Origin of the sequence: Phenylobacterium sp. LjRoot97, assembly GCF_964254345.1 — a bacterium.
In the GTDB taxonomy this organism is placed as follows: domain Bacteria; phylum Pseudomonadota; class Alphaproteobacteria; order Caulobacterales; family Caulobacteraceae; genus Phenylobacterium.
The window spans coordinates 3,058,457-3,079,149 of the sequence record NZ_CAXUTH020000001.1; the positions used below are offsets into that span (position 1 = coordinate 3,058,457).

General features: G+C 66.2%; 22 protein-coding genes. 9 read left to right on the forward strand and 13 right to left on the reverse strand.

Translation table 11 applies throughout. From position 1 onward, the window contains the following. The first annotated feature begins 3 nt into the window (after positions 1-3). From ACSQ2H_RS15075 to ACSQ2H_RS15090, 4 genes are all read left to right on the forward strand, one after another. Entirely contained in the window at positions 4-807 is an 804-nt protein-coding gene (locus ACSQ2H_RS15075; protein WP_436063576.1) for a CheR family methyltransferase, read from the forward strand. Then, positions 804-1,370: a chemotaxis protein CheB gene (locus ACSQ2H_RS15080; RefSeq protein ID WP_436062205.1), complete on the forward strand. Its 567-nt coding sequence runs from the start codon at positions 804-806 to the stop codon at positions 1,368-1,370. The genes ACSQ2H_RS15075 and ACSQ2H_RS15080 overlap by 4 nt, the downstream gene beginning before the upstream one ends. A 3-nt stretch (positions 1,371-1,373) precedes the next feature. After that, positions 1,374-2,546 carry a hybrid sensor histidine kinase/response regulator gene (locus tag ACSQ2H_RS15085; RefSeq protein WP_436062206.1) on the forward strand — a complete coding sequence of 391 codons (1,173 nt, stop codon included), beginning with the start codon at positions 1,374-1,376 and terminating at the stop codon, positions 2,544-2,546. Positions 2,547-2,686: 140 nt separating this feature from the next. Further along, positions 2,687-3,235, forward strand: a complete 549-nt coding sequence (locus ACSQ2H_RS15090; protein ID WP_436062207.1) for a hemerythrin domain-containing protein — start codon at positions 2,687-2,689, stop codon at positions 3,233-3,235. 9 nt (positions 3,236-3,244) lie between these two features. Here ACSQ2H_RS15090 and ACSQ2H_RS15095 read toward each other — a convergent pair whose 3' ends face one another. Then, positions 3,245-3,565 carry a hypothetical protein gene (locus ACSQ2H_RS15095; RefSeq protein ID WP_436062208.1) on the reverse strand — a complete coding sequence of 107 codons (321 nt, stop codon included), beginning with the start codon at positions 3,563-3,565 and terminating at the stop codon, positions 3,245-3,247. Between the two features lie 111 nt (positions 3,566-3,676). On the opposite strand from ACSQ2H_RS15095, the gene ACSQ2H_RS15100 reads away from it, so the two are divergent. Then, positions 3,677-5,107 carry a L,D-transpeptidase family protein gene (locus tag ACSQ2H_RS15100; RefSeq protein WP_436062209.1) on the forward strand — a complete coding sequence of 477 codons (1,431 nt, stop codon included), beginning with the start codon at positions 3,677-3,679 and terminating at the stop codon, positions 5,105-5,107. 26 nt (positions 5,108-5,133) lie between these two features. Here the strand turns inward: ACSQ2H_RS15100 and ACSQ2H_RS15105 are convergent, their stop codons facing one another. The 6 genes from ACSQ2H_RS15105 to ACSQ2H_RS15130 form a co-directional block, all read right to left on the reverse strand. Further along, complete coding sequence (locus ACSQ2H_RS15105) at positions 5,134-5,370, reverse strand: hypothetical protein (RefSeq protein ID WP_436062210.1); 237 nt, start codon at positions 5,368-5,370, stop codon at positions 5,134-5,136. Beyond that, positions 5,367-5,573 (reverse strand): hypothetical protein, encoded by a 207-nt coding sequence (locus ACSQ2H_RS15110; RefSeq protein WP_436062211.1) that lies wholly within the window; start codon positions 5,571-5,573, stop codon positions 5,367-5,369. Before ACSQ2H_RS15110 ends, ACSQ2H_RS15105 begins: the two co-directional genes overlap by 4 nt. A gap of 68 nt (positions 5,574-5,641) precedes the next feature. Beyond that, positions 5,642-7,234, reverse strand: coding sequence for a sensor histidine kinase (locus ACSQ2H_RS15115; RefSeq protein ID WP_436062212.1), 1,593 nt, complete (start codon positions 7,232-7,234; stop codon positions 5,642-5,644). Positions 7,235-7,324: 90 nt separating this feature from the next. Further along, positions 7,325-7,738 (reverse strand): response regulator, encoded by a 414-nt coding sequence (locus tag ACSQ2H_RS15120; protein ID WP_436062213.1) that lies wholly within the window; start codon positions 7,736-7,738, stop codon positions 7,325-7,327. Between the two features lie 45 nt (positions 7,739-7,783). Then, entirely contained in the window at positions 7,784-8,545 is a 762-nt protein-coding gene (locus ACSQ2H_RS15125) for a Crp/Fnr family transcriptional regulator (RefSeq protein WP_436062214.1), read from the reverse strand. After that, a complete protein-coding gene (locus ACSQ2H_RS15130) occupies positions 8,542-9,582 on the reverse strand; it encodes a sensor histidine kinase (RefSeq protein ID WP_436062215.1) in 1,041 nt (346 codons plus the stop codon). The genes ACSQ2H_RS15125 and ACSQ2H_RS15130 overlap by 4 nt, the downstream gene beginning before the upstream one ends. Before the next feature lie 279 nt (positions 9,583-9,861). On the opposite strand from ACSQ2H_RS15130, the gene ACSQ2H_RS15135 reads away from it, so the two are divergent. Both ACSQ2H_RS15135 and ACSQ2H_RS15140 read left to right on the forward strand, forming a co-directional pair. Next, entirely contained in the window at positions 9,862-10,086 is a 225-nt protein-coding gene (locus ACSQ2H_RS15135; RefSeq protein WP_436062216.1) for a hypothetical protein, read from the forward strand. Between the two features lie 65 nt (positions 10,087-10,151). After that, the gene (locus ACSQ2H_RS15140) at positions 10,152-10,694 is read left to right on the forward strand and encodes a hemerythrin domain-containing protein (RefSeq protein ID WP_436062217.1); all 543 of its coding nucleotides are present in this window, start codon (positions 10,152-10,154) and stop codon (positions 10,692-10,694) included. Between the two features lie 200 nt (positions 10,695-10,894). Here the strand turns inward: ACSQ2H_RS15140 and ACSQ2H_RS15145 are convergent, their stop codons facing one another. Continuing rightward, the gene (locus tag ACSQ2H_RS15145; RefSeq protein ID WP_436062218.1) at positions 10,895-12,988 is read right to left on the reverse strand and encodes a catalase; all 2,094 of its coding nucleotides are present in this window, start codon (positions 12,986-12,988) and stop codon (positions 10,895-10,897) included. A gap of 130 nt (positions 12,989-13,118) precedes the next feature. Between ACSQ2H_RS15145 and ACSQ2H_RS15150 the strand changes: the two genes are divergently transcribed. Next, a complete protein-coding gene (locus tag ACSQ2H_RS15150; RefSeq protein WP_436062219.1) occupies positions 13,119-13,280 on the forward strand; it encodes a hypothetical protein in 162 nt (53 codons plus the stop codon). Positions 13,281-13,731: 451 nt separating this feature from the next. Here ACSQ2H_RS15150 and ACSQ2H_RS15155 read toward each other — a convergent pair whose 3' ends face one another. Further along, on the reverse strand, positions 13,732-13,920 hold the full coding sequence (locus tag ACSQ2H_RS15155; protein ID WP_436062220.1) for a DUF3606 domain-containing protein: 189 nt from the start codon (positions 13,918-13,920) through the stop codon (positions 13,732-13,734). A gap of 94 nt (positions 13,921-14,014) precedes the next feature. Beyond that, the gene (locus ACSQ2H_RS15160) at positions 14,015-14,440 is read right to left on the reverse strand and encodes a response regulator (protein WP_436062221.1); all 426 of its coding nucleotides are present in this window, start codon (positions 14,438-14,440) and stop codon (positions 14,015-14,017) included. 648 nt (positions 14,441-15,088) lie between these two features. On the opposite strand from ACSQ2H_RS15160, the gene ACSQ2H_RS15165 reads away from it, so the two are divergent. Next, positions 15,089-15,286, forward strand: coding sequence for a hypothetical protein (locus ACSQ2H_RS15165; protein ID WP_436062222.1), 198 nt, complete (start codon positions 15,089-15,091; stop codon positions 15,284-15,286). Between the two features lie 3 nt (positions 15,287-15,289). On the opposite strand, the gene ACSQ2H_RS15170 is transcribed toward ACSQ2H_RS15165, so the two are convergent. The 3 genes from ACSQ2H_RS15170 to ACSQ2H_RS15180 form a co-directional block, all read right to left on the reverse strand. Next, positions 15,290-16,369: a flavodoxin family protein gene (locus tag ACSQ2H_RS15170; RefSeq protein WP_436062223.1), complete on the reverse strand. Its 1,080-nt coding sequence runs from the start codon at positions 16,367-16,369 to the stop codon at positions 15,290-15,292. 159 nt (positions 16,370-16,528) lie between these two features. Then, positions 16,529-17,389: a glycerophosphodiester phosphodiesterase family protein gene (locus ACSQ2H_RS15175; RefSeq protein WP_436062224.1), complete on the reverse strand. Its 861-nt coding sequence runs from the start codon at positions 17,387-17,389 to the stop codon at positions 16,529-16,531. Between the two features lie 2 nt (positions 17,390-17,391). Further along, positions 17,392-20,598 (reverse strand): TonB-dependent receptor, encoded by a 3,207-nt coding sequence (locus ACSQ2H_RS15180; RefSeq protein ID WP_436062225.1) that lies wholly within the window; start codon positions 20,596-20,598, stop codon positions 17,392-17,394. Positions 20,599-20,693: the final 95 nt, after the last annotated feature.

Genomic DNA, 20,693 nt, shown 5'->3' on the forward strand with positions numbered 1-20,693 from the left:
GACATGGAGATCGAGCTGCTGCTCGAGGCGCTCTACCGCCGCTACCACTACGACTTCCGGCAGTACTCGCGCGCCTCCATCAAGCGCCGGCTGCGCCAGGCCCTGAAGCAACTGGGATATCCCAGCTTTTCAGCCCTGCAGGACGGCGTGCTCCACGATCCTGCGGTGCTGCCGCAGTTGCTCGACTATCTGACCGTCCAGGTCAGCGAGATGTTCCGCGACCCCAGCTATTGGCGAGCGCTGCGCGAGAAGGTCATCCCGCACCTGCGCACCTATCCGTCCCTCAAGGTCTGGATCGCCGGCTGCAGCGGCGGCGAGGAGCTCTACTCGTTCGTCATCCTGTTTCGAGAAGAGGGTCTTGAAGCGCGCACGCTCTTCTATGCGACCGACATCAATCCCGAGGCGCTCGCAACCGCCTCGCGCGGCGTCTACAGCCTCGAGCGCATCAAGGCGTTCACCGCCAACCACCAGGAAGCCGGCGGCAAGTCGTCGCTCTCGGACTATTACAGCGCCGACTACGGCAACGCGGTCCTCGACCAGTCGCTGCGCGATCGCGTGGTCTTCTCCGACCACAGCCTGGTCACTGATGCGGTGTTCGCTGAGATGCAGCTGATCTCCTGCCGCAACGTACTGATCTACTTCGACCGGCAGTTCCAGGACCGCGCCACCGGCCTTTTCCGCGACGCGCTGACGCGTAAGGGCTTCCTCGGGCTGGGATCGAAGGAGAGCCTGCGGTTCTCCACCCATGCCGACGCCTTTGCGCCGTTCGTGCCCGAAGAGAAGATCTATCAGAGGCGCGACGCATGATCCCGCAGGCCATCGTCATGGGCGCGTCGGCGGGCGCCGTGGAGGCGCTCTCAGCCATCTTGCCGGCGCTGCCGGAGGACTTCGCACTGCCGGTCCTGATCGTCGTGCACGTGCCGCCCGCCCGAACCAACGCGCTGGTGCCGCTGTTCGAGGCCAAGTGCCGCCTGCCGGTGCGCGAAGCCGAAGACAAGGAACCCGTCGAGGCCGGCACGATCTACTTCGCTCCGGCCGACTACCACCTGCTCGTGGAGCAGGACCTCACGCTCGGCCTTTCGGACGACCCGCCCGTGCTGCATTCACGCCCGTCGATCGACGTCCTCTTCGAGAGCGCGGCCGACGCCTATGGACCGGGCCTGGCCGGGGTGGTGCTGACCGGCGCCAGCTCCGACGGTGCGGCCGGACTCAAGGCGGTCTCCGACGGCGGCGGCATCGCGTTGGTGGAAGACCCGGCCCACGCCCACGTGTCGACCATGCCGGACGCGGCGCTCAAGGCGTGCCCATCGGCTCGTTCAGCGAAGCTGGCCGAACTTGCATCCATCCTGATCGCCATGGGGAGCAGATAGCTCATGCCCGTCAAGTTCCTGCTGGTCGACGACCTGGAAGAGAACCTCGTCTCGCTGGAGGCCCTGCTGCGGCGCGACGGCCTTCAGTGCCTCACGGCCCGTTCGGGCGAAGAGGCGCTCGAGCTGCTTCTCGTGCATGAATTCGCCCTGGCCCTGGTCGACGTGCAGATGCCGCACATGGACGGATTTCAGCTCGCCGAGTTCATGCGCGGCGCAGCGCGCGCCCGCCACGTCCCGATTATCTTCCTGACGGCGGGCAGCGCCGATGGACGGCGGCGTTTCCGCGGCTACGAGGCCGGCGCCGTGGACTTCATCCAGAAGCCCATCGAGGCGGACATCCTGCGCAGCAAGGCCAATGTCTTCTTCGAGCTCCACCGTCAGCGCCAGCAACTGGCCGAGCAGCGCGATCAACTCCAGGCGCACGCCAAGGCGCTGGAGACCATGGAACAGCTGACGCGCCGCCAACTGCTTCACGAGCAGGAGACCGCCCGACTGCGCGAGCAGTTCATCGCGGTGCTCGGCCATGACCTGCGCAATCCCCTCGCCTCGATCGGCGGCGCGGCCCGACTTCTGCGCAAGGAGTCGCTGAGCGACAAAGGGCAGAACGTCATACGGCTGATGGAAGCCAGCGCCGATCGGATGGCCGGGCTGATCGACGACGTCATGGACTTCGCGCGCGGCAGGCTCGGCGGTGGGATCGCCGTCGAACGCCGCGACCAGCACCTCGAACCGATCTTGCGCCAGGTGGTCGAGGAACTGCAGGCGAGCCATCCCGATCGCCTGATCGAGTGCGATTTTCACCTTCCCGCCCAGGCGCCGGTCGATCCGGGCCGGCTGAGCCAGCTCGTCTCGAACCTGCTGGCCAACGCCCTCGCCTATGGCGCTGAGCATGCGCCCGTGCGGTTGTGCGCGGCGATCGCCGGGGAGCGGTTGACGCTATCGGTCGCCAACAGCGGCGAGCCCATCCCGCCGGCGGTGATGGAGCGGCTGTTCCACCCCTTCGTGCGCGGCGAAGTTCAGCCGAGCCAGGGCGGTCTTGGGCTGGGTCTGCACATCGCTTCGGAGATCGCCAAGGCGCATGGCGGCGAGCTCAGCGCCTCCTCGTGTGTGCGCGAGACCCGCTTTACGCTCGTTCTTCCGCTGGCTCCGGAGCACGCCCTAGCGTTTGCAGACTGACCCGTCCCGCCCGCTGGAACTTTTGGTCCTCGCCTGCGTACGCCCCATCGGCCCAGCTGTGTCGGGCGGAATGCGGAAAGGGCGCGGAAATGGTGCAGGCAAGCAGCAGAGTAACAGATGCGCAGGCCAAGGCGTCCGCAGTGGCGAAGGCCAAGGCCCTGGCTCCGGACCTGCCCGCCCGTCTCGGGAGCACGCCGAAGACCAGTTTCCGCGGCGATCCCGACGTATTCGGCCGCCTGGTCGAAGACCACGACCGTCACCGCGCGCTTCTGGCCATGATCGAGGAGACCCACGGCGCTTCCGACGAGCGTCGCAAGCTCTTCGAGGAGCTCGTCAAAGAGTTGAAGGCCCATGCTGCGGCCGAGGAGCAGGCCCTGTGGTCGAGCGTGCTGCGGGATCCGCAGACGACCGATTTCGCGCGGCACGCCATCGCCGAGCACAAGGAGATCGACGACATGCTCGCCGATCTCGCCGCGCGCGACATGGCCTCACCGGGCTGGCTGCGGCGGTTCGCCGGCCTCAAGGCCGAGTACCTGCATCATATCCGGGAAGAGGAGCAGGAGCAGTTCGTGGCCGCCGAAGAGCGGCTCAGCGACAGCGACCTGAGGCACATGCGAAGCGTCTTCGAGCGCCGCAAGAAGGCCGAAAAGGCCGCCGCCGAGATCGAGCGAAAGATCAAGCTCAGCTGAGGTGACGATCTATCGTTCCCCGGGAGCGCGCCGCGCGGCCCCGTTGCGCCCCACCAACGCCGGAACGTCACGCTCCAAACCGTAGCTGAGGTCTGCAACACGCGCGGGGTCGGGAGACCAGATCGGCGCGCCTGTGGATTCCAGCTCCGCGAGGGCGCAGCGCTCGAAATGGCGGCGCAGCACGCCGAACGCGGCGGCGACTTGCTCATCTTCCGAGGGGGGCGGCTTGACGGTCGTCCGCACGCCGAGGCGCAGGCCGACCGTGAACGCGACCACGCCCACTGCGAACAATCCAAACAGATACCCCAGAACGGCAGGCGACATGTCCATCGGCGACTCCTCGCTCAATAGATGGGAACCGCCCCCACAGGTTTGCAAGTCGCCCGCCGATGGAGCGCAAGCGCCGCCTTAGGCGTTGACGCTGTCCAGTAGGAGTTCCGCGTGCGCCCAGCTCAGTTCGTCGCCCCGCTTGTTTTGTCCCTCGCCCTCATGGGCTGCAACGCCAAGACGCCCCCAGACCGATCCGCCGCCGACCAGACGCTCGAAGCGCCGCCGTGGGACGCGGGTCTGACGCGGCAGCTGGCGGACGCCATCGACAAGCGCCGCGCGCACGGCCTGGACAAACTGCCGTTCGAGGCCCCGACGCGCGGGCAGGACGACGCGGCCCTGACCAAGGCGGCTCTCGCCTACGCCTCGGCCCTGGCGCGGGGTGCGAGCGATCCGCACAAGCTGTTCGAGATCTACACCCTGCCGCGCCCGGAGCCTGATCTGAAGCGGGGACTGGCCCAGGCGATGGCCGACCGCAAGGTGGGCGACTGGCTGGAAGGCCTGGCGCCGCAGGACGACAACTATCGCAAGCTCTCCGAAGCCTACCTCGCCTTGGGACGTGAGGGGGCGGCCCCGAGTCCTGCTCTCTCGAAGGCGTCGGCGTCGATCAAGCCGGGGCAATCCGATCCGCGCGTGCCGGCCGTGGCCGCGCAACTCGTCGCCCTCGACTACCTTAAGTCCCGCGAGGCGCAGGGCGTTGTCTACTCCGCCCCGATCGTCGCGGCGGTTCGACGGATGCAGGCCGACTACGGCATAAGCGCCGACGGCGTGCTCGGCGGGCGGACGCTCGAAGCGCTCAGCCTCACCGAAAGCCAGCGGGCCCGGCAGATCGCCGCCAATATGGAGCGCCTGCGGTGGCTGGAGCGCGAGCCGCCCGCCACCCGTATCGACGTCAACATCGCCGCGGCCCGGCTGAACTACTGGCGAGACGGAGTCATCGTCGACAGCCGCAGGGTCATTGTCGGCGAGCCCGATACGGCGACCCCCCAGCTCGCCTCGCCGATCCAACGCCTCGTCGCCAATCCAACCTGGACCGTCCCGCGCTCCATCGAGCGCCGGGAACTTGCCTCCAAGGGTGAAGACTATCTTCGCCGCAACAACATGGCCTGGAAGGACGGCTGGATCGTGCAGGCCGCAGGGCCGAGCAACTCGCTCGGTCTGGTGAAGTTCGACATGGCCAACGAGCACGCCATCTACCTTCACGACACGCCGGCCAAGCAGCTCTTCGGCGAGGTTCAGCGTCAGCGCAGCCATGGCTGCGTGCGGGTCGAGGACGCCCTCGGCTTCGCCGAGATCGTCGCCGCCCAGGAAGGCGTCAGCGATGCATGGCGCCGCGCGCGCTCCGAAGGACAGGAGCAGAACGTCTCGTTGCCCAATCCCATCCCGGTCCGCCTGCTCTATCAGACCGTGCTCTTCAACGAGAGCGGCCAGGCCATCGTGCGCGCGGACCCTTACAACTGGAACACCCGGGTGGCGCGGGCGCTGGGATTTGAGGCGGGCGACGAATCGCGGGCCAAGGCGCGAGGCGCTGAGCCAGGACCGTAGCGGCCGCCCGGCCTGCCGGGCGAACCTCAGACGAAGCGCCGAACACCGTCATGAGAAATAGGGGCGCTCGCACCAGGTGCGTCCAGCGTCGCAGCGGCGGGGAAAAGCCCTAGAAAACGCTGGCCGCACCAGAGTTCACAACGCTGCGGGAAATCCGCCCCGAAGATGGATGCGATCGCTTCCAGGTCCGACTCGAAGTCCATCTCGAGTTTGCCGATCAGCACACCGATCGCATCGACGACGATGACCGAATAGGTCGTCATATGTCGGCCGGGCGAAGCCGCCCACTGGCGTCCTGAAGCAGCAGCATGCACTCGCGCCCCTGCGCCACCTCTCGGCCCTGAATTCGGCGGCCTGCCCGCTCCGCATCCTCGCTCGACGCGTAACGGCCCCATCGCCCGCTTCGGGCGAGCAGGGTCCATCCTCCTGCAAAGCGAATGACGATGATTTCGGCGACGGCGGACATGGGTCGGCTCTCCTCGCGGTGGCGAGACTGCGACCGTCAAGGCGCCGGCGCATTTGCAAATGATGGAGTCAGCTGGCGGCGGCGAGACCGGCGTCGCCATGCGGGTCGCCCGGCAGGCACCGATCGAGCGCCACCGAGAGACGGATCTGCAAGCCTTCCGGGCGCCAGACCTGCTGCAGATCGCCCCCAAGCTGGGCTACGGCCGCGCGACAGAGGCGGCTACCGAAGCCGGCCGCGGGCATGGCCGCGACAGGGGGCCCGCCCGACTCTTTCCAATCCAGTTCCAAGACATGATGCTTGCGCCGCGTCGCGATCTTGATCTTGCCCCCGGCCTGGGACAACGCCCCGTACTTGGCCGCGTTGGTCGCCAGTTCATAGATTAGGATCGCAAACGAGGTCCCCGCTTCGCCGCGTAGAGCCACGTCCTGTCCGACGACCTCCAGCTGCCCTTCGTCGCCGCGGTGGTAGGGAGCCAGGATCGCGCGGATGAGCTGATGAAGTTTCGCAGCACTCGCCCCCTCGCCGTCCTTCCGCATCGTCAGAGCATGCGCGGCCGCCAGGGCCGCCAGCCGCTCTTCCAGGTCGCGGGCCAGCCCCGCTCGGTCTCCGGGCTCGCGTGCACTGAGCCGAACCATGCTGCTTGTCAGGCTGAAGAGGTTGCGGACGCGGTGATCCATCTCATGCAGAAGAAGCTGCTGTCGCTCCAGGGCCTGCTTTCGCTCGCTGATGTCGATCCCAATGCCGACCCGACTATCGTCCGAGAGCCGAATATTGGCCCAGCTAGTCTCGAGGATTCGGCCGTCGCGGGCCATCATCGCGACGTCGAACCACCCGGGCTCGCAGCTATCCATCTTGCCGCGAACCTGGGCGCGAACCGCGGGGTCTGGAAAGAGCTCCGCCATAAGGTCGAGCGAGGCGGCCTCCGCGCCTGTCCAGCCGAGGGTGCGTGTGAACTGCCAGTTCAGCCGAAGCCGCCCCGACTGCGGCTCGAACAGTTTGATCATCACCGGGATGTTGTCGAAGATGGCCGCGAACTGTTCGCCGCTCCGCCGGGCGCGATCCTCGGCCTGATGACGCTCAAGCGCAAATCCGAGCTGTCGCGCAATGATCAGGGCCAGCCGGATTTCGGCTTCGCCGAAGTCGTGCGGCGCCGGACGATAGACCATGAACTTGCCGATCACCGCCCCGGCAGAGGTCAGCGGCACGAAGGCCAGCGCCCCGATCCCTTCGCCTCGGACCGTCGCCTTGATGTCATCGGCTTCGCTCGAGGCCTCGATGTCGCCGATCGCTATCGGCGAGGCTCCCTCTTCACCCGGCCGCCACGGCGTATGACCCTCGACTGCCGCGCGGTACGCGTCGGAGAGTCCGCGCCACGCGACAAAGCGCATGACGCCCATCTCGTCGAACAGCAGGATCGAAGCCCGCGGACAGCCGAGTCCCTGCTCCATGGCGTCAAGCGCGGCGTCGAAGATGTCTTCCTGGCTCTCGGCTCTCAGCAGCCGGTCGGTCAGGTCGTAGAGCGCCTGCAGCGCCTCCATTTCACTGGCGGGCGGCGTGGGCATCCCCACCACGGCGGCCGCGCCGCCGCCATTCATCTGCCGAGCGCTCACCGAAACCTCCAGGGCCGATCGCGGCAGTATGACGTCGCCACGCAGGGCCATCGCATTCACCAATGTTAAGCGGCCGACGGCGGTTCCGCTCCGGCGAGGTGGTCAATTACACGATTGATTGCACGTCGCGGTCGGGCTCTCTCAGGCCGGCTCCGCGTCGCCGGCCAGCAGGCCGCTCAGGACGCGGCGCGGCTCGAACGGCTTCTCGTACAGCGGAACGTCGCTGAATCGTCGCGGCAGCATGGTCTTGGGATAGCCGGTCACAAAGGCGAAGCGTACGCCCCGCGCCAGCAGAAGGTCGGCCACCTCGTAGCTCAGCTGACCCTGCAGATTGATGTCCAGGAGCGCGGCGTCCAGGGCCGGCGCGTCCTCGACGTGCGCCAGAGCCTGCGCCACGGTGGGCGCCGGACCGATCACCACGCAGTTGGCGGCTTCCAGGACCCTGGTGATTTCGCTGGCCAGCAGCCAGTCGTCTTCCACCACGAGCACGCGTCGCCCGACCAGCCCGGCGAGCGCCGCTTCCTCGTCCTGAATTCCCCCGCGGTCCGTACGCACGCCGGGACCTTTGCCGCCTAAGTCAGGCGGCGGCATTCACCCATGTTAATGACGGAACCGATGAGCCGCTTCGGAAGGCTGCGGCGCCTTGTAGTCGGCGATCGCCGCGAGGGTGGCCGGATCGCGGAGGTGAGCCTTTCCGGCCTGCAATTCGAGGAGGCGTTCGCGGCGTAGCTGTTGCAGGATGCGGTTGACGTGGACGATGCTGAGCCCTGTCGCATCCGCCAGCGTCTCCTGGGTCATCGGCATGACGAAGTGCGTCTCGCTGGCCATGCCGACGAGCATCAGCCGATCGCGGATCTCCAGCAGCAAATGGCACAGCCGCTCGTAGGCCGTCTGTCGGCCCAGGCGCATGATCTGCGACAGCAAATAGGCCTCGCCCAGGCTGGAGGCGACGTGAATGGCTTCACGCAGGTCGTTCCACCGCTCGTCGTCGCTGAGAATGGCCCGCTGCACTGGTCCAGCGTCGATGTACTGTAGCGGCGTCAGCGCCACGACTGTCGATAGGGCAAGCGGGTTGGGACGCATGCACACCCCCAGGCCCTCTCCCGGCACCATGAAGTTGAAGATCTGGCGGCGCCCGTCGGGTAGCCAGCGCACCTTGGCCGCCCAGCCACTGAGCAAATAGCGCGGCCGCTCCATCGTATCGCGTTCGGTGACCATCTCGGCCCCGGCTGGGAGCGACTGGACATCGGAAAGACTTGCGAACAACGCCTCGGCGTCCTCGCCAAGATGGGCGATGGCCTTCAGCCGCTGGATGACGATACCGGCGCGCGGCCCCGGCGATTGGCTCAGCCCGACGCTCACGAGCGTCCCTCCCCGACCGAGAGCGGGATGTCCAGCTCGCACCGCACGCCTCCCGGCTCGAGGTTGAACGCCGTCCTGGCGTCCAGTTGATAGGGAAGGCCTTGCTCGACGAGCTGGCGGCCAAAGCCAACGCGCGCTGGGTTCGCCGCCATGGCTGGGACCCCGCTCTCGCACCAGCTCAGCCGGAGCCGTTCGCCGTCGGCCTCGCGCGAAACATCCCAAGCGACAAGCACCTTTCCTCCCTGGGCCGCTAGCGCGCCGAATTTCATGGCGTTGACGGCCAGCTCATGGAGGGTCAGCGCCATGTACTCGGCCGCCGGGCCATGCAACCGCACCGCCGGTCCGCCGACGGCGATTTGCTCGTCTTCCGCGGCGACCTGAAGCAGTTCCTCGCGGACCATTTCCTCGACATCCAGACCCTCGTCGACCCGGCGCACCAGGGCGCTCTGGACACGTGCCAGAGCGTTCAGACGGCCATCGAAGTGCGAGAAGTACCCACCGAGATCACTCGAGTTCTCAAGCGTGCGTCGCGCCAGCGATCGGACCATGGCCATCACGTTCTTCACCCGATGCTGGAGCTGGGCGAGAAGCCAGGCGCCGCGCAGCTCCTCGGCCCTGCGGAGCGTCTCATCGGCGATGACGCCGACCACCAGCACCGGCGTACCCGCGCCGTCACGCAACACACGGAAGCGCTTGACGATGTAGCGCTCGGCTCCATCCATGCGCCGGTAGCGGAATGCGGCTTCGCAGTCGATCAGGCTGGCGTCGACGAGGATTTGCTCCTTCAGCGCCAGCAGGTCGGGGCGGTCTTCGAGGTGCACGCCTTGGAGCCAGTCGCCCCACGGCATGGCGGCGCCGACGCCGTAGATTTCGCTCGCCCGGTCCGAGAAGCTCACCCAACCCGATTGCAGATCGCGCTCGAACGTCCCCAGCCCGGCGATCTCCATCGCCAGTTCCGCCCGCGCCTCCGCCACGATGGAATCGTTGGCCGCGTTCAATGCGCTGTTACGCAATTCAAAGCCCTCTATCCATTGCATGTCCCTTGCCGCAGGCCCGAACGGTGGTCGCCGCCCAGATCTGAAAGGCGTCACTCCGAGAAGCGATCAACCGACCTCGTGCATTCTACCGCGCCAGGCGTGCGGACATCTCCACATTTGATAGTCCGGCGCGCGAAAGACGCGTGACTTGAATTTCGCGTCGAGCCAACGCGATTAACATATGATAATAAGTCACTGTATTTATTTATTATTATAGCTTCACAACTGGAACGCCCGCTGAATGCGGCCGTTGGCCTCCTACTCAACAAGGAGGAAACGATGACCCAGCTGAACCCAGACACCAATCCCGCCGGCGTCAATCCGCATGAAGGCGGCCAGCGGCCCCAGGACGGGCAGCAGTCGCAGGGCGAGGAACGCACCTTCCGCCCGGAAGAACAGCATCCGCGAGAGCGTCCGGATGACGGGCGGCAAGACCGCGACACACAGGTCGACCGCCAAGACCGCGGCGCTGATGACGTCGAGCGCGGCGCAGGGCCGCGCTGAGGAGCCCCGGCGGAGCGGCTCCTCCGCTCCGCCCACCGCCCATTCAACCCATCGAGAGGAAGGTCATGGCCACTGCCGCAAAATCCACGGCAAAGTCCAAAGCCACGACGCGCGCCGCCCCGCGACGCACGCGCCGCACCGGTCGGCGCGATCCCTTGGCGATCAGCCTGCTGAAGCAGGATCACCGCGAGGTGGAAGCCTGGTTCGATGAATACGAGCAGCTGGAAAACGAGAAAGAACGTCTCGCGCTGTTCAACAGGATTGCACTGGCGCTCAAGGTCCACACCCGCATCGAAGAGGAAATCTTCTATCCCGCCGAGCGCGGCGAGGTGGAGGACGACCTGCTGGACGAAGCCTATGTCGAGCACGACTCGGCCAAGAAGCTGATCGCCGAGATCGAGGCCATGAAGCCGTCTGACGAGTTCTATGACGCCAAGGTCAAGGTGCTGGGCGAGTACATCAAGCACCACGTGAAGGAGGAGGAACAGCCTGGCGGGCTGTTCTCCCAGGCCAAGAAGGGCGACGAAGATCTCGACCAGATGGGCGAGCGGCTGAAGGCTCGCAAAAGCGAGCTCATGGCCGAGCTCGGCCGACCCGCCGCTCACTGACCCTTCGTCCGCGGCCTTGGGCCGGCGGGCGTCTCTCCCACGTTCAGCCGCCTGTGCAGGCGCGCGCCTCCGATCTTCCGGATCGGGGGCGTTGAGGCGTCCTGATGAACTACGACGGGGGCCTTGATGGGTTTGACGCGTCGACTGGAGCTGCGCGGCGGGCGGCCCTGTTGGCGGCCCGCCGACGCCGGTGCGGGCGCCTAGGCCAGCGCCCGCACCTTGGGCTCGCGGTCCCATTGCCGCGTGCTCGCAGGGGCGATGAAGGCCTTTGCGGCGCCGAGCTCGACCACGCCGTCGTCCGGCTCGACGCCGGCCTTGTCGAGCAGCGGTTGGGCCTGTGGCGTGAAGCCGATCGCCTTCAGGTGCACGAAGGCGTTGTGCACGAAGTCGATCGCCGCGCTCTCTTTCAACAACTCCGCGCAGCCCTCGTCCGACAGGACCAGGGCGACGGCGTCGAACAACACCGATGGCGAGCCGGCCAACTGGCCGTCGGCCTTGAGGGCGGCCCCATCGCTCAGCGTCACGCCGCCGATCTTGGGCGCGACGATCTTGACCGCGGCGCCGGCCGCCTCGGCCGCCTTGCGCACCGCGTCCACCACGCCGCCGTCGGCGCCGTCGGTGACCAGGATCGCTACGGCGCGGCCCTTGAGGCTGGCCGGGTACTTGTCGATCAACCGCAGCGCCGGTGAGGGCTCCATGTCGATCGGCTCAGCCGCAGGCTTGGACTTGGCCGGCAGCTCCATATTCAATCCGGCCGCCACTCGCGCGGCGAGGTCTTCGTCGACATTGCGCAGGTTGGCCATGACGCGAACGCGGATCGGTTCGATGGCCACCTTCGAAAGCTCGAAGACGATGGCGCTCGCCAAGTGCGCCTGCTCAACGGCGCTCTGCGAGCGGTAGAACAGTCGCGCATGGCTGTAGTGGTCAGCGAAGGTCTCGGCGCGCAACCGCACCTTGGTCTCCTCGAGCGGGAGTGCAAAGCTCCGGAAGCCGCCTTCCGGGTCTTCGCGGGGGCCGCCGATTTCCCCGTGCTCAGCCAGGCTGTTGGGCTCGTAGTTCGCCCGGCCCTTCGGGATCAGGGTTTGCATCTTGCCGTCGCGCTGCAGGTTCTGGAACGGGCAGCCCTTGGCGCTGTTGATCGGGATTTGGTGGAAGTTGACGGTGCCGAGGCGCGACAGTTGAGTGTCCTGGTACGAGAACAGCCGCCCCTGCAGCAGCGGGTCCTCCGAGAAGTCGATGCCGGGCGGCACGTTGGTCGGCAGGAACGCGGCCTGCTCAGTCTCGGCGAAGAAGTTGTCGGGGTTCCGATTGAGGATGAGACGGCCAACCACCCGGATCGGCGCCAGTTCCTCCGGGATGACCTTGGTCGCGTCCAGGATGTCGAACGGCAAGGCGTCCGCCTCCGCCTGGGACAGCAGCTGGACCCCGAATTCCCACTCCGGGAAGTCGCCCCGTTCGATCGCTTCATGGAGATCGCGCCGCTGATAGTCCGGATCGGCGCCGGCGATCTTCACCGCCTCGTCCCAGCAGGTGGACTGCAGGCCGAGCTTCGGACGCCAGTGGAACTTCACGAACGTCGCCTCGTCCGCGTCATTCAGAAGCCGGAAGGTGTTGACGCCGAACCCCTCCATCATCCGGAACGAGCGGGGAATGGCGCGGTCCGACATCGCCCACATGATCATGTGGGTGGTCTCGGGCATCAGGCCGACGAAATCCCAGAAGGTGTCATGAGCGCTGGCGGCCTGGGGATAGGCCCTGTCGGCCTCCATCTTCACCGAGTGGACGAGGTCGGGAAACTTGATGGCGTCCTGGATGAAGAACACCGGGATGTTGTTGCCGACGAGATCCCAGTTGCCCTCCTTGGTATAAAGCTTGACCGCGAAGCCGCGCACGTCCCGGGGCGTGTCCACCGAACCGGCTCCGCCGGCCACAGTGGAGAAGCGGACGAACACCTCGGTCTTCTCGCCCACCTCGGTCAGAATTCTGGCGCGGGTGACGTCGGCCAGTGACTCGGTCAGTTCGAAGATGCCGTGAGCCGCCGACCCACGAGCGTGGACGATCCGCTCAGGGATGCGCTCATGGTCGAAGTGCTGGATCTTCTCGCGCAGGACGAAGTCTTCCAGCAGGGTCGGGCCGCGTCGACCGCCCTTCAGGGAGTTCTGGTTGTCGCTGATCGGCACGCCGTGATTGGTGGTCAGCCGGGCATCAGGCGCGCTTGCGCTCTGGTGAGTCTCGCCGCCGGCGCCGAGAGCGGTCGTCGTCGCGCGCGCGGCGCGTTCTTTGGCAGTCGCCATGAGAACCGGTCCTTGTGTGTGGGGTGGTGGACCGGAAACGCCGGGCGGAGGGTTTGGTCGCAACTCGAGTCATGGTTCGCGCCCGCGGCTCAGTAGTGGAACCTCCAGCCAAGGTGCAGGTTTGGACTTCATGTCCATTCTGATCCTGATCCTCGTCGTCGTCGTGCTCCTCGCCCTGGCGCTGTTCGCCGTGCAGAAGATGCCGATCCCCTCCCCGCTAAACTGGATCATCCAGGTCGTGCTGATCGTCCTTGCGATCATCTTCATCGGCCAGCGGGCGGGCGTCTTCTAGGGGGCGTGGCTGGGGGCGAGTTCGCCCCCAGCGAAGGCCTAGCCCGAACGCGCTTGAGGCAGGTTTCTCCAGTCCTGTTCGGGTTCGTAAATGGTTCGAGGCTGGCCACGGGATAGCTCAGGGGCAAATACCCTGATCTCCTGCCGACCGCCGTCACCCACGATCTTTACGACGCCCTTCTCGCCCCGCTCGGCCGCAGCCCGCGCCAGGTTCTCGGAAGCCCGAACCGCCTTGTCGAAATCACCGCAGATCAAGGAGCTAGTCGCGCCCCACTGCACCCTCCAGCGGCCTGCCGACTCGCAAACCGTGTACTCCACTCGCATCGCTCAGCCTCCAAATGGCCCCCGAGAACGCCACCGCCACAGATTGGTTTCGGCGCGGCGTGAGCGCGTTCACTTTTGATGTAGAGGCTCGATTTTCGGGCGAGGCGTCGCGGCGCAAGCAGGTGGCGTCAGGTGCTGCGCAGGCGCGCCGCGGCCTCATCAAGCGCGGCGCGATTGTCGCCGTGCTTACGGATCAGTTCCTGCGCCTGTTCCGTCGTGATCCTGTGCTTGCTGGCCAGATACTGCAGCTCGCTGTCATCTTCGCTGGGTACCCGGCTGCGGTCGGGTTCGTCGGCGTTGGTCTTGTCGTCGGACATGGGCCAGCCTCTGAAATGTCCCCGCTCCGCGCGGGGCTAACCTGCGGAGCGGGGCGCTTTCACGGGTCGCCAGGAAGGGACATCCCGACCGGTCTCAAACTCCCACAACTCGCCGCCGTTCCCCGGGGCGTCCTGCGCGCTCTCCGCGCCGCGCCGACAGCATGGTCAGGATCTGGTCGGCGAGCCGGCCCAAGACACGTTCGGCCATGGCCGGCTTCTCGAAGAAGGCCCCCTCGTCGCCGAGATGTCCGAATTGCTCCGGCTCATAGCCTGACAGGATCACGTAGGGCACACGGTCACGACGTAGCGCCGACACCAGGTCGTGGGCTTCGCCGTCCCGCAGCCCGACGTCGATGACCGCGCCATCGATCTGGCCGAAATCGAGGAGCGCCAACGCCTCAGTGATGGAAGCGACTGGGCCGACGACGCGCGCGCCTGCCCGCTCGAGTGCTTCAGCGATATCCGCGGACAGCAGATAGTCATCCTCTGCGACGAGGATCCGATAATTGCCAAGGTCCATCTTGTGGCCGCCTTGCTGGCCCACAGCGAACCAAAGTTTGTCGGACTGTCGCTGACGAGGGGTCTGCGCTCCGCCATATCGGCGGGCTACCTGTGCGAACTGAACGCGGAGCGGCGCTGTTCGATCCCCTTGCCGACATCACGTCTCGCGGGCCGATGGGTCTATTGGCGGCGCGGAGACCCGCCCCCAAAGAGGGAGCGGGCCACGGCACGACGCCAGGGATTGAGGAGGGGTCGCCGGTCCGCCAGCAGAAACGCTAGGCTCCTCAGCCAGTTGCCAGCATCAACATTTGATACTTCGGAGCGTGGCTTGGTTCGATAGCGATCGCAGTCGCCTGCGGTCTTCGCATGGCATCGGCGAGGGCCTTGCTCTCGGGCGATCCTTGGGGCGCTGTTCGCCTGCCCGTGAATGGGCCTTGGCTGCTGGAGCCCATCGTGGCTAGAGCGTATTGGCGCGAACCGCGTCACAATATTTGCAGGTCGAATACAGAAAAATGTCGGCATCGTGATGCACGATGATCGGAATACGTGGACATCTTCAAAATTGACGTCCAATATTTCTCCATCGCGATGAGGGGTTTTCCTGGCATTTCGCGACTGGAAGTTTGGATGAAGATCCATGTGCTCCCGCCGAGCGGGAAGCAAAACATTGGAAAATTACACATTCTACCCCACGAATTCTGACGGCGTTTCGACGACGTTCTCCGTCGAATTCCTCGACAACGACTCCGAAGCGCTGAACGAGGCCACGCTGCTGTTGGAGCAGCACGAGAGCGCCGTGAAGGTCGTGATCTGGCACGGCGCGCGGCGGGTGCTCACCTGCAATCGGGTCGGCACGTCCTACTAGCGCCTACTTCTGGCGGGCCGGCTTCAGGTGGCGGCCGGCAACCAGCATCTTGCCGGCGTGGCGGGCCTTGGCCGCCTCGATCAGGGTGCGGGCGGCGTTCAGCACCTCGTTCTGCATCGCGCGGTCGGCGTCCAACGCCTCGTGGTTGGTCGCATAGGGCTCCCAGTAGCCGATGTAGCGATCGAGCTCCGCGCTCACCCCGGCCGGGATCAGGTCCATGAAGCGCAGCCAGTCGGATATGCTGCGGCGGACGTTCTCGGCGCCCTCGACGTCGCCGTGCACGATGACCGAGAAGACCCGCCCCTCAAGGTGCTTGGGATAGTCCCAGCCGGCCAGTTCGACGGCCTTGGCCTTCTTGGCGTCCTTGCCCTGGGTCAAGGTCGGATCGGGGTTGCCGCCATCAGCGCAGACCAGCCTGTCCATCATCAGCTTCAGCGGCGAGGAGACCTGATACCAGTTGACCGGGGTGATGATCATCACACCGTGCGCCTCGACCCACATCGGATAGATCTCGTTCATCCAGTCGTGGACCTGGCCGAGTGCGTAGTTCGGGTAGCAAGAGCACGGCCAGTGGCAGAGCGCCGCGGCGGTCGAGAAACACGCCTTGCAAGGGTGGATCTCGCGGCCGAACTCCGAAGCCAGGCGCGAGAGATCGAGCAGGTTCACCGAGACGCCCTGAGCCTCCATCTCCTCGCGGGAAAGATCGGCCAGACGGTAGGACTTCGACATCTCGCCCGGGCAGGTGTGCTCGCTGCGCGAGGAGCAATTGATCACCAGTATGCGGCAGGGGCCGTCCTGGTCGTCGTGCCGGGCCTGGGCCGCCTCGATCTCGGCCCTTGCGGCCAGCCAGTCGACGGAAAGATCATAATCCGGATCACCATAGCCGGGTCCCGCCTGGCGGGTGCGCGGCGCCTTCCGGGCGTTCGAGTAGGCGTCCCAGGCCGCGGTCATGATCTTGTCGAGCTCAACGGCCAGCGGTTCGAAGACCGGATCGACGAAGGCGCTGAGGTAGCGATCACGGAACTGCGCCTCTGTTAGTTCCGGGCTCGGCATCCCCTTGCGGGGCTCGGGGGTCTTGGACATCGCCGCTTCCTTGTCGCCCCGAAGGCAACGGGGCGCAGGAACGCGGGTTCCGCCGCTGTCCGGGCTCCGGCGCGTGGCGGTAGCCCACGGCCAACCTACGCCGTGGGACGTCCCGCCGCGCGGGACCGCACAAGTCGTCCCGACCTGCCGGCTGATGCTTCAGTTGGGCGTTCGCCTCAGAAACGCGATCAGACCCTCAGGGTCGTTCGTGAAAATCGCGCTCATCCCCAGCTCGCGGTTGACCCGCCAGCCAGCCTCGTCGTCGACGACGTCGGAGATCACCATCACGCCGGCGTCACGCAGGTCCCTCACCTCCTCCGCGTCGGTGACCTTGGAACTCAGGGTCAGACAACTGGCGTGGTGCTGACGAAGCAGCGGCAGATAGGCTCCCTTCTCGGCCTTCGCACCCAGCAGGCAGGTGCGGATACGCGGGTTGATCTCGTGCATCGCGTCAATCGTTCGCCAGTCGAAGGATTGCAGGATGAAGCGGCCCTCAAGGCCGTGCTTGCGCACCGCGGCGTCGATGAGGCGGGCGAACACCACCGGATCGACCTGGCCCTCGGCCGGCTTGGGCATCTTGGTCTCGCCGAAGAACAGCGCCGGGGCGTCCTTGTAGCGGGCGAAGACCGCATCAGGCGTCGGCATGCGCGCGCCAGGGACCGGCTTCTGGGTCGGATAGATGGCCCGATGTTTCGATCCGCAATCGAACTTGAGCACGTCGGCCAGCGTCATCGCCCGCACCGGGCCAGGCGACACGCCCGCCCCGGGCTCGGCGGTGCAGAAGGTGGCGTTGACCGTGGGGTCGTGCTGAACGACGAGCTGGTCGTCGGCGGTCATGACGATGTCGAACTCGAGCATCTCGGCGCCCAGGGCGACGGCGTGGTCGAAGGCTGGCAAGGTGTTCTCCGGCATCAGCAAGGCGCCGCCGCGATGGGCGATCACGATCGGCTGGCTGGGCTGAGCCGCATGCGCGCAGGGCGCGAGCATTACGGCGGCGATGATTGAGAGAAGCGCCCGCATGATCAGAAGTCCGCCTTCAGGGTGAGGAAGAAATAGCGGCCGACCGCGTCCATGAACGCGACGCCCTGGGCGTTGCCTTCCGTCTGGTTCGGGGCGGCGTAGGTCCACTGAAGGACTGGATGGTCGATGCGGTTGTTGGTGAAGTTCCGCACGCCGAGCTGGATGCTGTACTGGTCCGTCGGACTGAAGGTCACGCTCATGTTGTGGTTGAAGTACGCCGGGACTTCGGACCTCTCGCGCGTCTCAGCCGACTGGTCGTTGACGTTGAACCGGCTGGCCGAGGTGTAGGTGGTGTTCAGGCCGAACCTGAACCTTCCGATCTCGTAGCCGGCCGTCAGCGTGCCCCTAAACTTCGGATTGTTCCATTGCCCTGCGGCGTCGCTGGCCGTGCCGCCGATCTGCGCGATCGTCGTCTGTTCGAGCAGCTGCGACCCCATGAAGTTCAGGCGCAGAACGCCGTCGCCCAGCGGGCGGCGGTAATTTGCCGAGTAGTCGATCCCGCGCGAGCGGCGCGCCGCCAGGTTGGCGAACTGCGCCTCCACGAAGTCCACCTGGCCGGCCAGGTGGCCCGGACCGTCGCTCGCATGCCGGTGGACGAACCGGCAGTAGCCCATGTCCGGGCCGCCGCTGGCGTCCACGCAGTTGTTCATGATCGTGGTGTAGGCGATGGAGGTGACGACGTTTTCGATGTCGATCGCCCAGTAGTCGACGGTGAGGTCGAAGCCGGGAAGGAAGCTCGGCTGCACGACGACCCCGAACGAGTGGGTGTCTCCGGTTTCCGGAGTCAGGTTCGGATTGCCGCCCGTGAAGATCCGCGGCGCGTTGAGGTTGGCGTCGGGCAGCGGCCCTTTCCACCCCGGAACCGTGGCCGCGCAGTTGGCCGCACGATCGCGGTCCTGGTTGATCAACGCCGCTTCGCAGGGGTCGGCGATGCTGCCCAGGTTCTGCACGCCGATGGGCGAGAAGAGCTCGCCGAAGTTGGGCACGCGTACGCTGTACGACTTGGCGCCGCGGAACGTCAGGCCGGGGATCGGAGCCCAGTTGAAGCCCAGCTTCCAGGTGTCGGTCGCGGGGTTGTCGTTATAGTGGGAGTAGCGATAGGCGCCCTCCACCGAGAGCTTGTGCGCCAGGGGTACGTCGCTCAGCAGCGGGACCACCACTTCCGCATAGGCTTCCGAAACGTTGCGGGTGGCGTCCATCGACGGGTGCACGGAGTGGTCCATGCCCGGCGCCCAGATGATGTTGCTGAGCTTGGCCGTATCGGGATCGTCCCGGGTGGCGAGCTTTTCCTGCCGCCACTCAAGGCCGGCCGCGACCAGGACGTCGCCGGCCGGCAACCTGAACAGGCTGCCGTCGACGCCGACGCCGGCGTTCAGCATCTGGTTCTTGGTCCGCTCGTGGCGGTCGTACATCGCATAGTCCACCCACGCCTGGCTGGGCGCGTCGGTGGTGTAGAAGCTGAAGGGAACGCAGCCGCTGGCGCGCGCGCCGGCGTCGGCGCAGACGACTTGCCCATCCAGGACGATGGCGTCCCGCCCGTACAGCCATTCGCGCTTGCCGAGCATGTTGGTGTAGCGGACCTGATCCTTCACCTGCCCGTAGCGAACGAACCCCTGCCAGTTCAGTCTGTCGGTCAGCGGCCCGCTGACCTCCGAACCGAGGGTGAAGGCGGTGCGGTCGTGGATCTCCTCCTGGATCGGCAGGTTCGTGTACTGCCGGTTCAAGGGAATGGAGGTCAGGCCATTGGCCACCATGAACTGACGGAGCGACTCGGGGAGATAGGGGTCGGTCAGCCGGGCGACTTCCCCCGAGTGACCTGCACCCGTCGCGGGGTTGACGCCCCACCAGTTGGTCGGCCGAAAGTCGTCCCGATAGTGCGGCCAGGAACTGCTGCCGCTGACCCAGCTCTTGGCCAGGCCGAACGACGTGTTCCAGACGACGTCCGGCGTCAGATCGTAGGAGAGGTTCGCGTAGACCGAGGCCTTCTTGGACTCGTCTCGGATGGTGATGTTGGCCAAGGTGCCGAAGGCGGTGTCCGGTCCTCCGGCCTGCGTGCCCAGTTCGCCCGTGGTGATGACGCGATAGGAGTCCCGGGGGATCTGTACGACCTGGCCATTGATCAGCTGGTACCAGTCGCCGTTCCGCGTCGTCCCGCACCCCTGCAGGTTGAAGAGGCAGAAGGTGGAATAGTTGGACCGGTAGAACTGCTTGGTGTCGACGATAATGTTGTCGGGGATGCCGTCATTGGGCCCGGTGTTGGCCGGGTTCACCTGATAGGCCCAGTTCTTCGGATAGCGATCCGTGGCGAGGACCGGCGAGGTGTAGATGAAGTTGCCGCCGATCACGACGCGGCCGCGATCATCGGCGAACTTGAACCCCGTGGCCGCCGAGAACTGGTGCTGGTCGGCGTCGCCCTCCTCGGAGATGCCGGACGTGAGCGACGTCGAGACGCCGGTCATCTCCTTCTTCATGATGACGTTGACGGCGCCGGTGACGGCGTCCGCCCCGTAGATCGCCGCCGCACCGCCCGTGACGACCTCGAAACGTTCGATCAACGCCGAAGGAATGGTGTTCAGGTCGACTGCCATCGTGCGCGCGCCGCCCGAGACCCATCGATGGCCGTCCACGACGACCAGCGAGCGGTTCGCACCCATGTTGCGCAGGTTGATGTTGGCGACGCCCTTGTCGTACGCCTGACTGCGCGAGCTCCATTCGCCCAAGCCCGGGGCGACGGCCGGGACCTGCTTCAGCGCGTCATAGGCCGTGAACCTACCGAAATCCTTGGCCGCGTCGAATGAGACGATGCTGACCGGCATCGACGAGTCCAGTTCCGGACGGGCGATGCGGCTGCCGGTGACGACGAGGGCTTCGACCTCAGCGCCCGCATCGGATCGCCCGTCCGCTGCGCTCAACACCGCAACGCCGCCATCGAAGCTGCGCACTGAGAGGCCCGTGCCCGACAGCAGCCGGTCCATGGCCTGACGCGTGTCGAGGCTGCCCTGGACGGCGTTCGTCCGCCGCTGGCTGGTGTCTGCAGCGGTCGCGATGACCCGTATCCCCGCCTGGCGGGCGAATTCCTGAATTCCGGTCGAGGCGGCCTGCGCCGGGACGTCAAAGTTGCGCGCCTGGGCCTGTGCGACGGCCGGCAGACAGAACACCGCCGCGACCGCCAGGGTCGAAACAGTCGATTGGAACGTTGTACGCAGCACCTAGAGAACCCCCGAAGATTGACATCTTTCAATCTCTCGACAGGGCGCTTCCCGGATTTGGATCGGGTTCGGCGTATTAAATATTCTGCTCTGTT

What these genes read in the sequence shown, in the direction of transcription:
- ACSQ2H_RS15075 (WP_436063576.1), top strand. Translation starts at nt 4, where the DNA reads ATGGAGATCGAGCTGCTGCTCGAGGCGCTCTACCGCCGCTACCACTAC.
- ACSQ2H_RS15080 (WP_436062205.1), top strand. Translation starts at nt 804, where the DNA reads ATGATCCCGCAGGCCATCGTCATGGGCGCGTCGGCGGGCGCCGTGGAG.
- ACSQ2H_RS15085 (WP_436062206.1), top strand. Translation starts at nt 1,374, where the DNA reads ATGCCCGTCAAGTTCCTGCTGGTCGACGACCTGGAAGAGAACCTCGTC.
- ACSQ2H_RS15095 (WP_436062208.1), bottom strand. Translation starts at nt 3,565, where the DNA reads ATGGACATGTCGCCTGCCGTTCTGGGGTATCTGTTTGGATTGTTCGCA.
- ACSQ2H_RS15105 (WP_436062210.1), bottom strand. Translation starts at nt 5,370, where the DNA reads ATGACGACCTATTCGGTCATCGTCGTCGATGCGATCGGTGTGCTGATC.
- ACSQ2H_RS15110 (WP_436062211.1), bottom strand. Translation starts at nt 5,573, where the DNA reads ATGTCCGCCGTCGCCGAAATCATCGTCATTCGCTTTGCAGGAGGATGG.
- ACSQ2H_RS15115 (WP_436062212.1), bottom strand. Translation starts at nt 7,234, where the DNA reads ATGGCCCTGCGTGGCGACGTCATACTGCCGCGATCGGCCCTGGAGGTT.
- ACSQ2H_RS15130 (WP_436062215.1), bottom strand. Translation starts at nt 9,582, where the DNA reads ATGCAATGGATAGAGGGCTTTGAATTGCGTAACAGCGCATTGAACGCG.
- ACSQ2H_RS15135 (WP_436062216.1), top strand. Translation starts at nt 9,862, where the DNA reads ATGACCCAGCTGAACCCAGACACCAATCCCGCCGGCGTCAATCCGCAT.
- ACSQ2H_RS15140 (WP_436062217.1), top strand. Translation starts at nt 10,152, where the DNA reads ATGGCCACTGCCGCAAAATCCACGGCAAAGTCCAAAGCCACGACGCGC.
- ACSQ2H_RS15145 (WP_436062218.1), bottom strand. Translation starts at nt 12,988, where the DNA reads ATGGCGACTGCCAAAGAACGCGCCGCGCGCGCGACGACGACCGCTCTC.
- ACSQ2H_RS15150 (WP_436062219.1), top strand. Translation starts at nt 13,119, where the DNA reads ATGTCCATTCTGATCCTGATCCTCGTCGTCGTCGTGCTCCTCGCCCTG.
- ACSQ2H_RS15155 (WP_436062220.1), bottom strand. Translation starts at nt 13,920, where the DNA reads ATGTCCGACGACAAGACCAACGCCGACGAACCCGACCGCAGCCGGGTA.
- ACSQ2H_RS15160 (WP_436062221.1), bottom strand. Translation starts at nt 14,440, where the DNA reads ATGGACCTTGGCAATTATCGGATCCTCGTCGCAGAGGATGACTATCTG.
- ACSQ2H_RS15170 (WP_436062223.1), bottom strand. Translation starts at nt 16,369, where the DNA reads ATGTCCAAGACCCCCGAGCCCCGCAAGGGGATGCCGAGCCCGGAACTA.
- ACSQ2H_RS15175 (WP_436062224.1), bottom strand. Translation starts at nt 17,389, where the DNA reads ATGCGGGCGCTTCTCTCAATCATCGCCGCCGTAATGCTCGCGCCCTGC.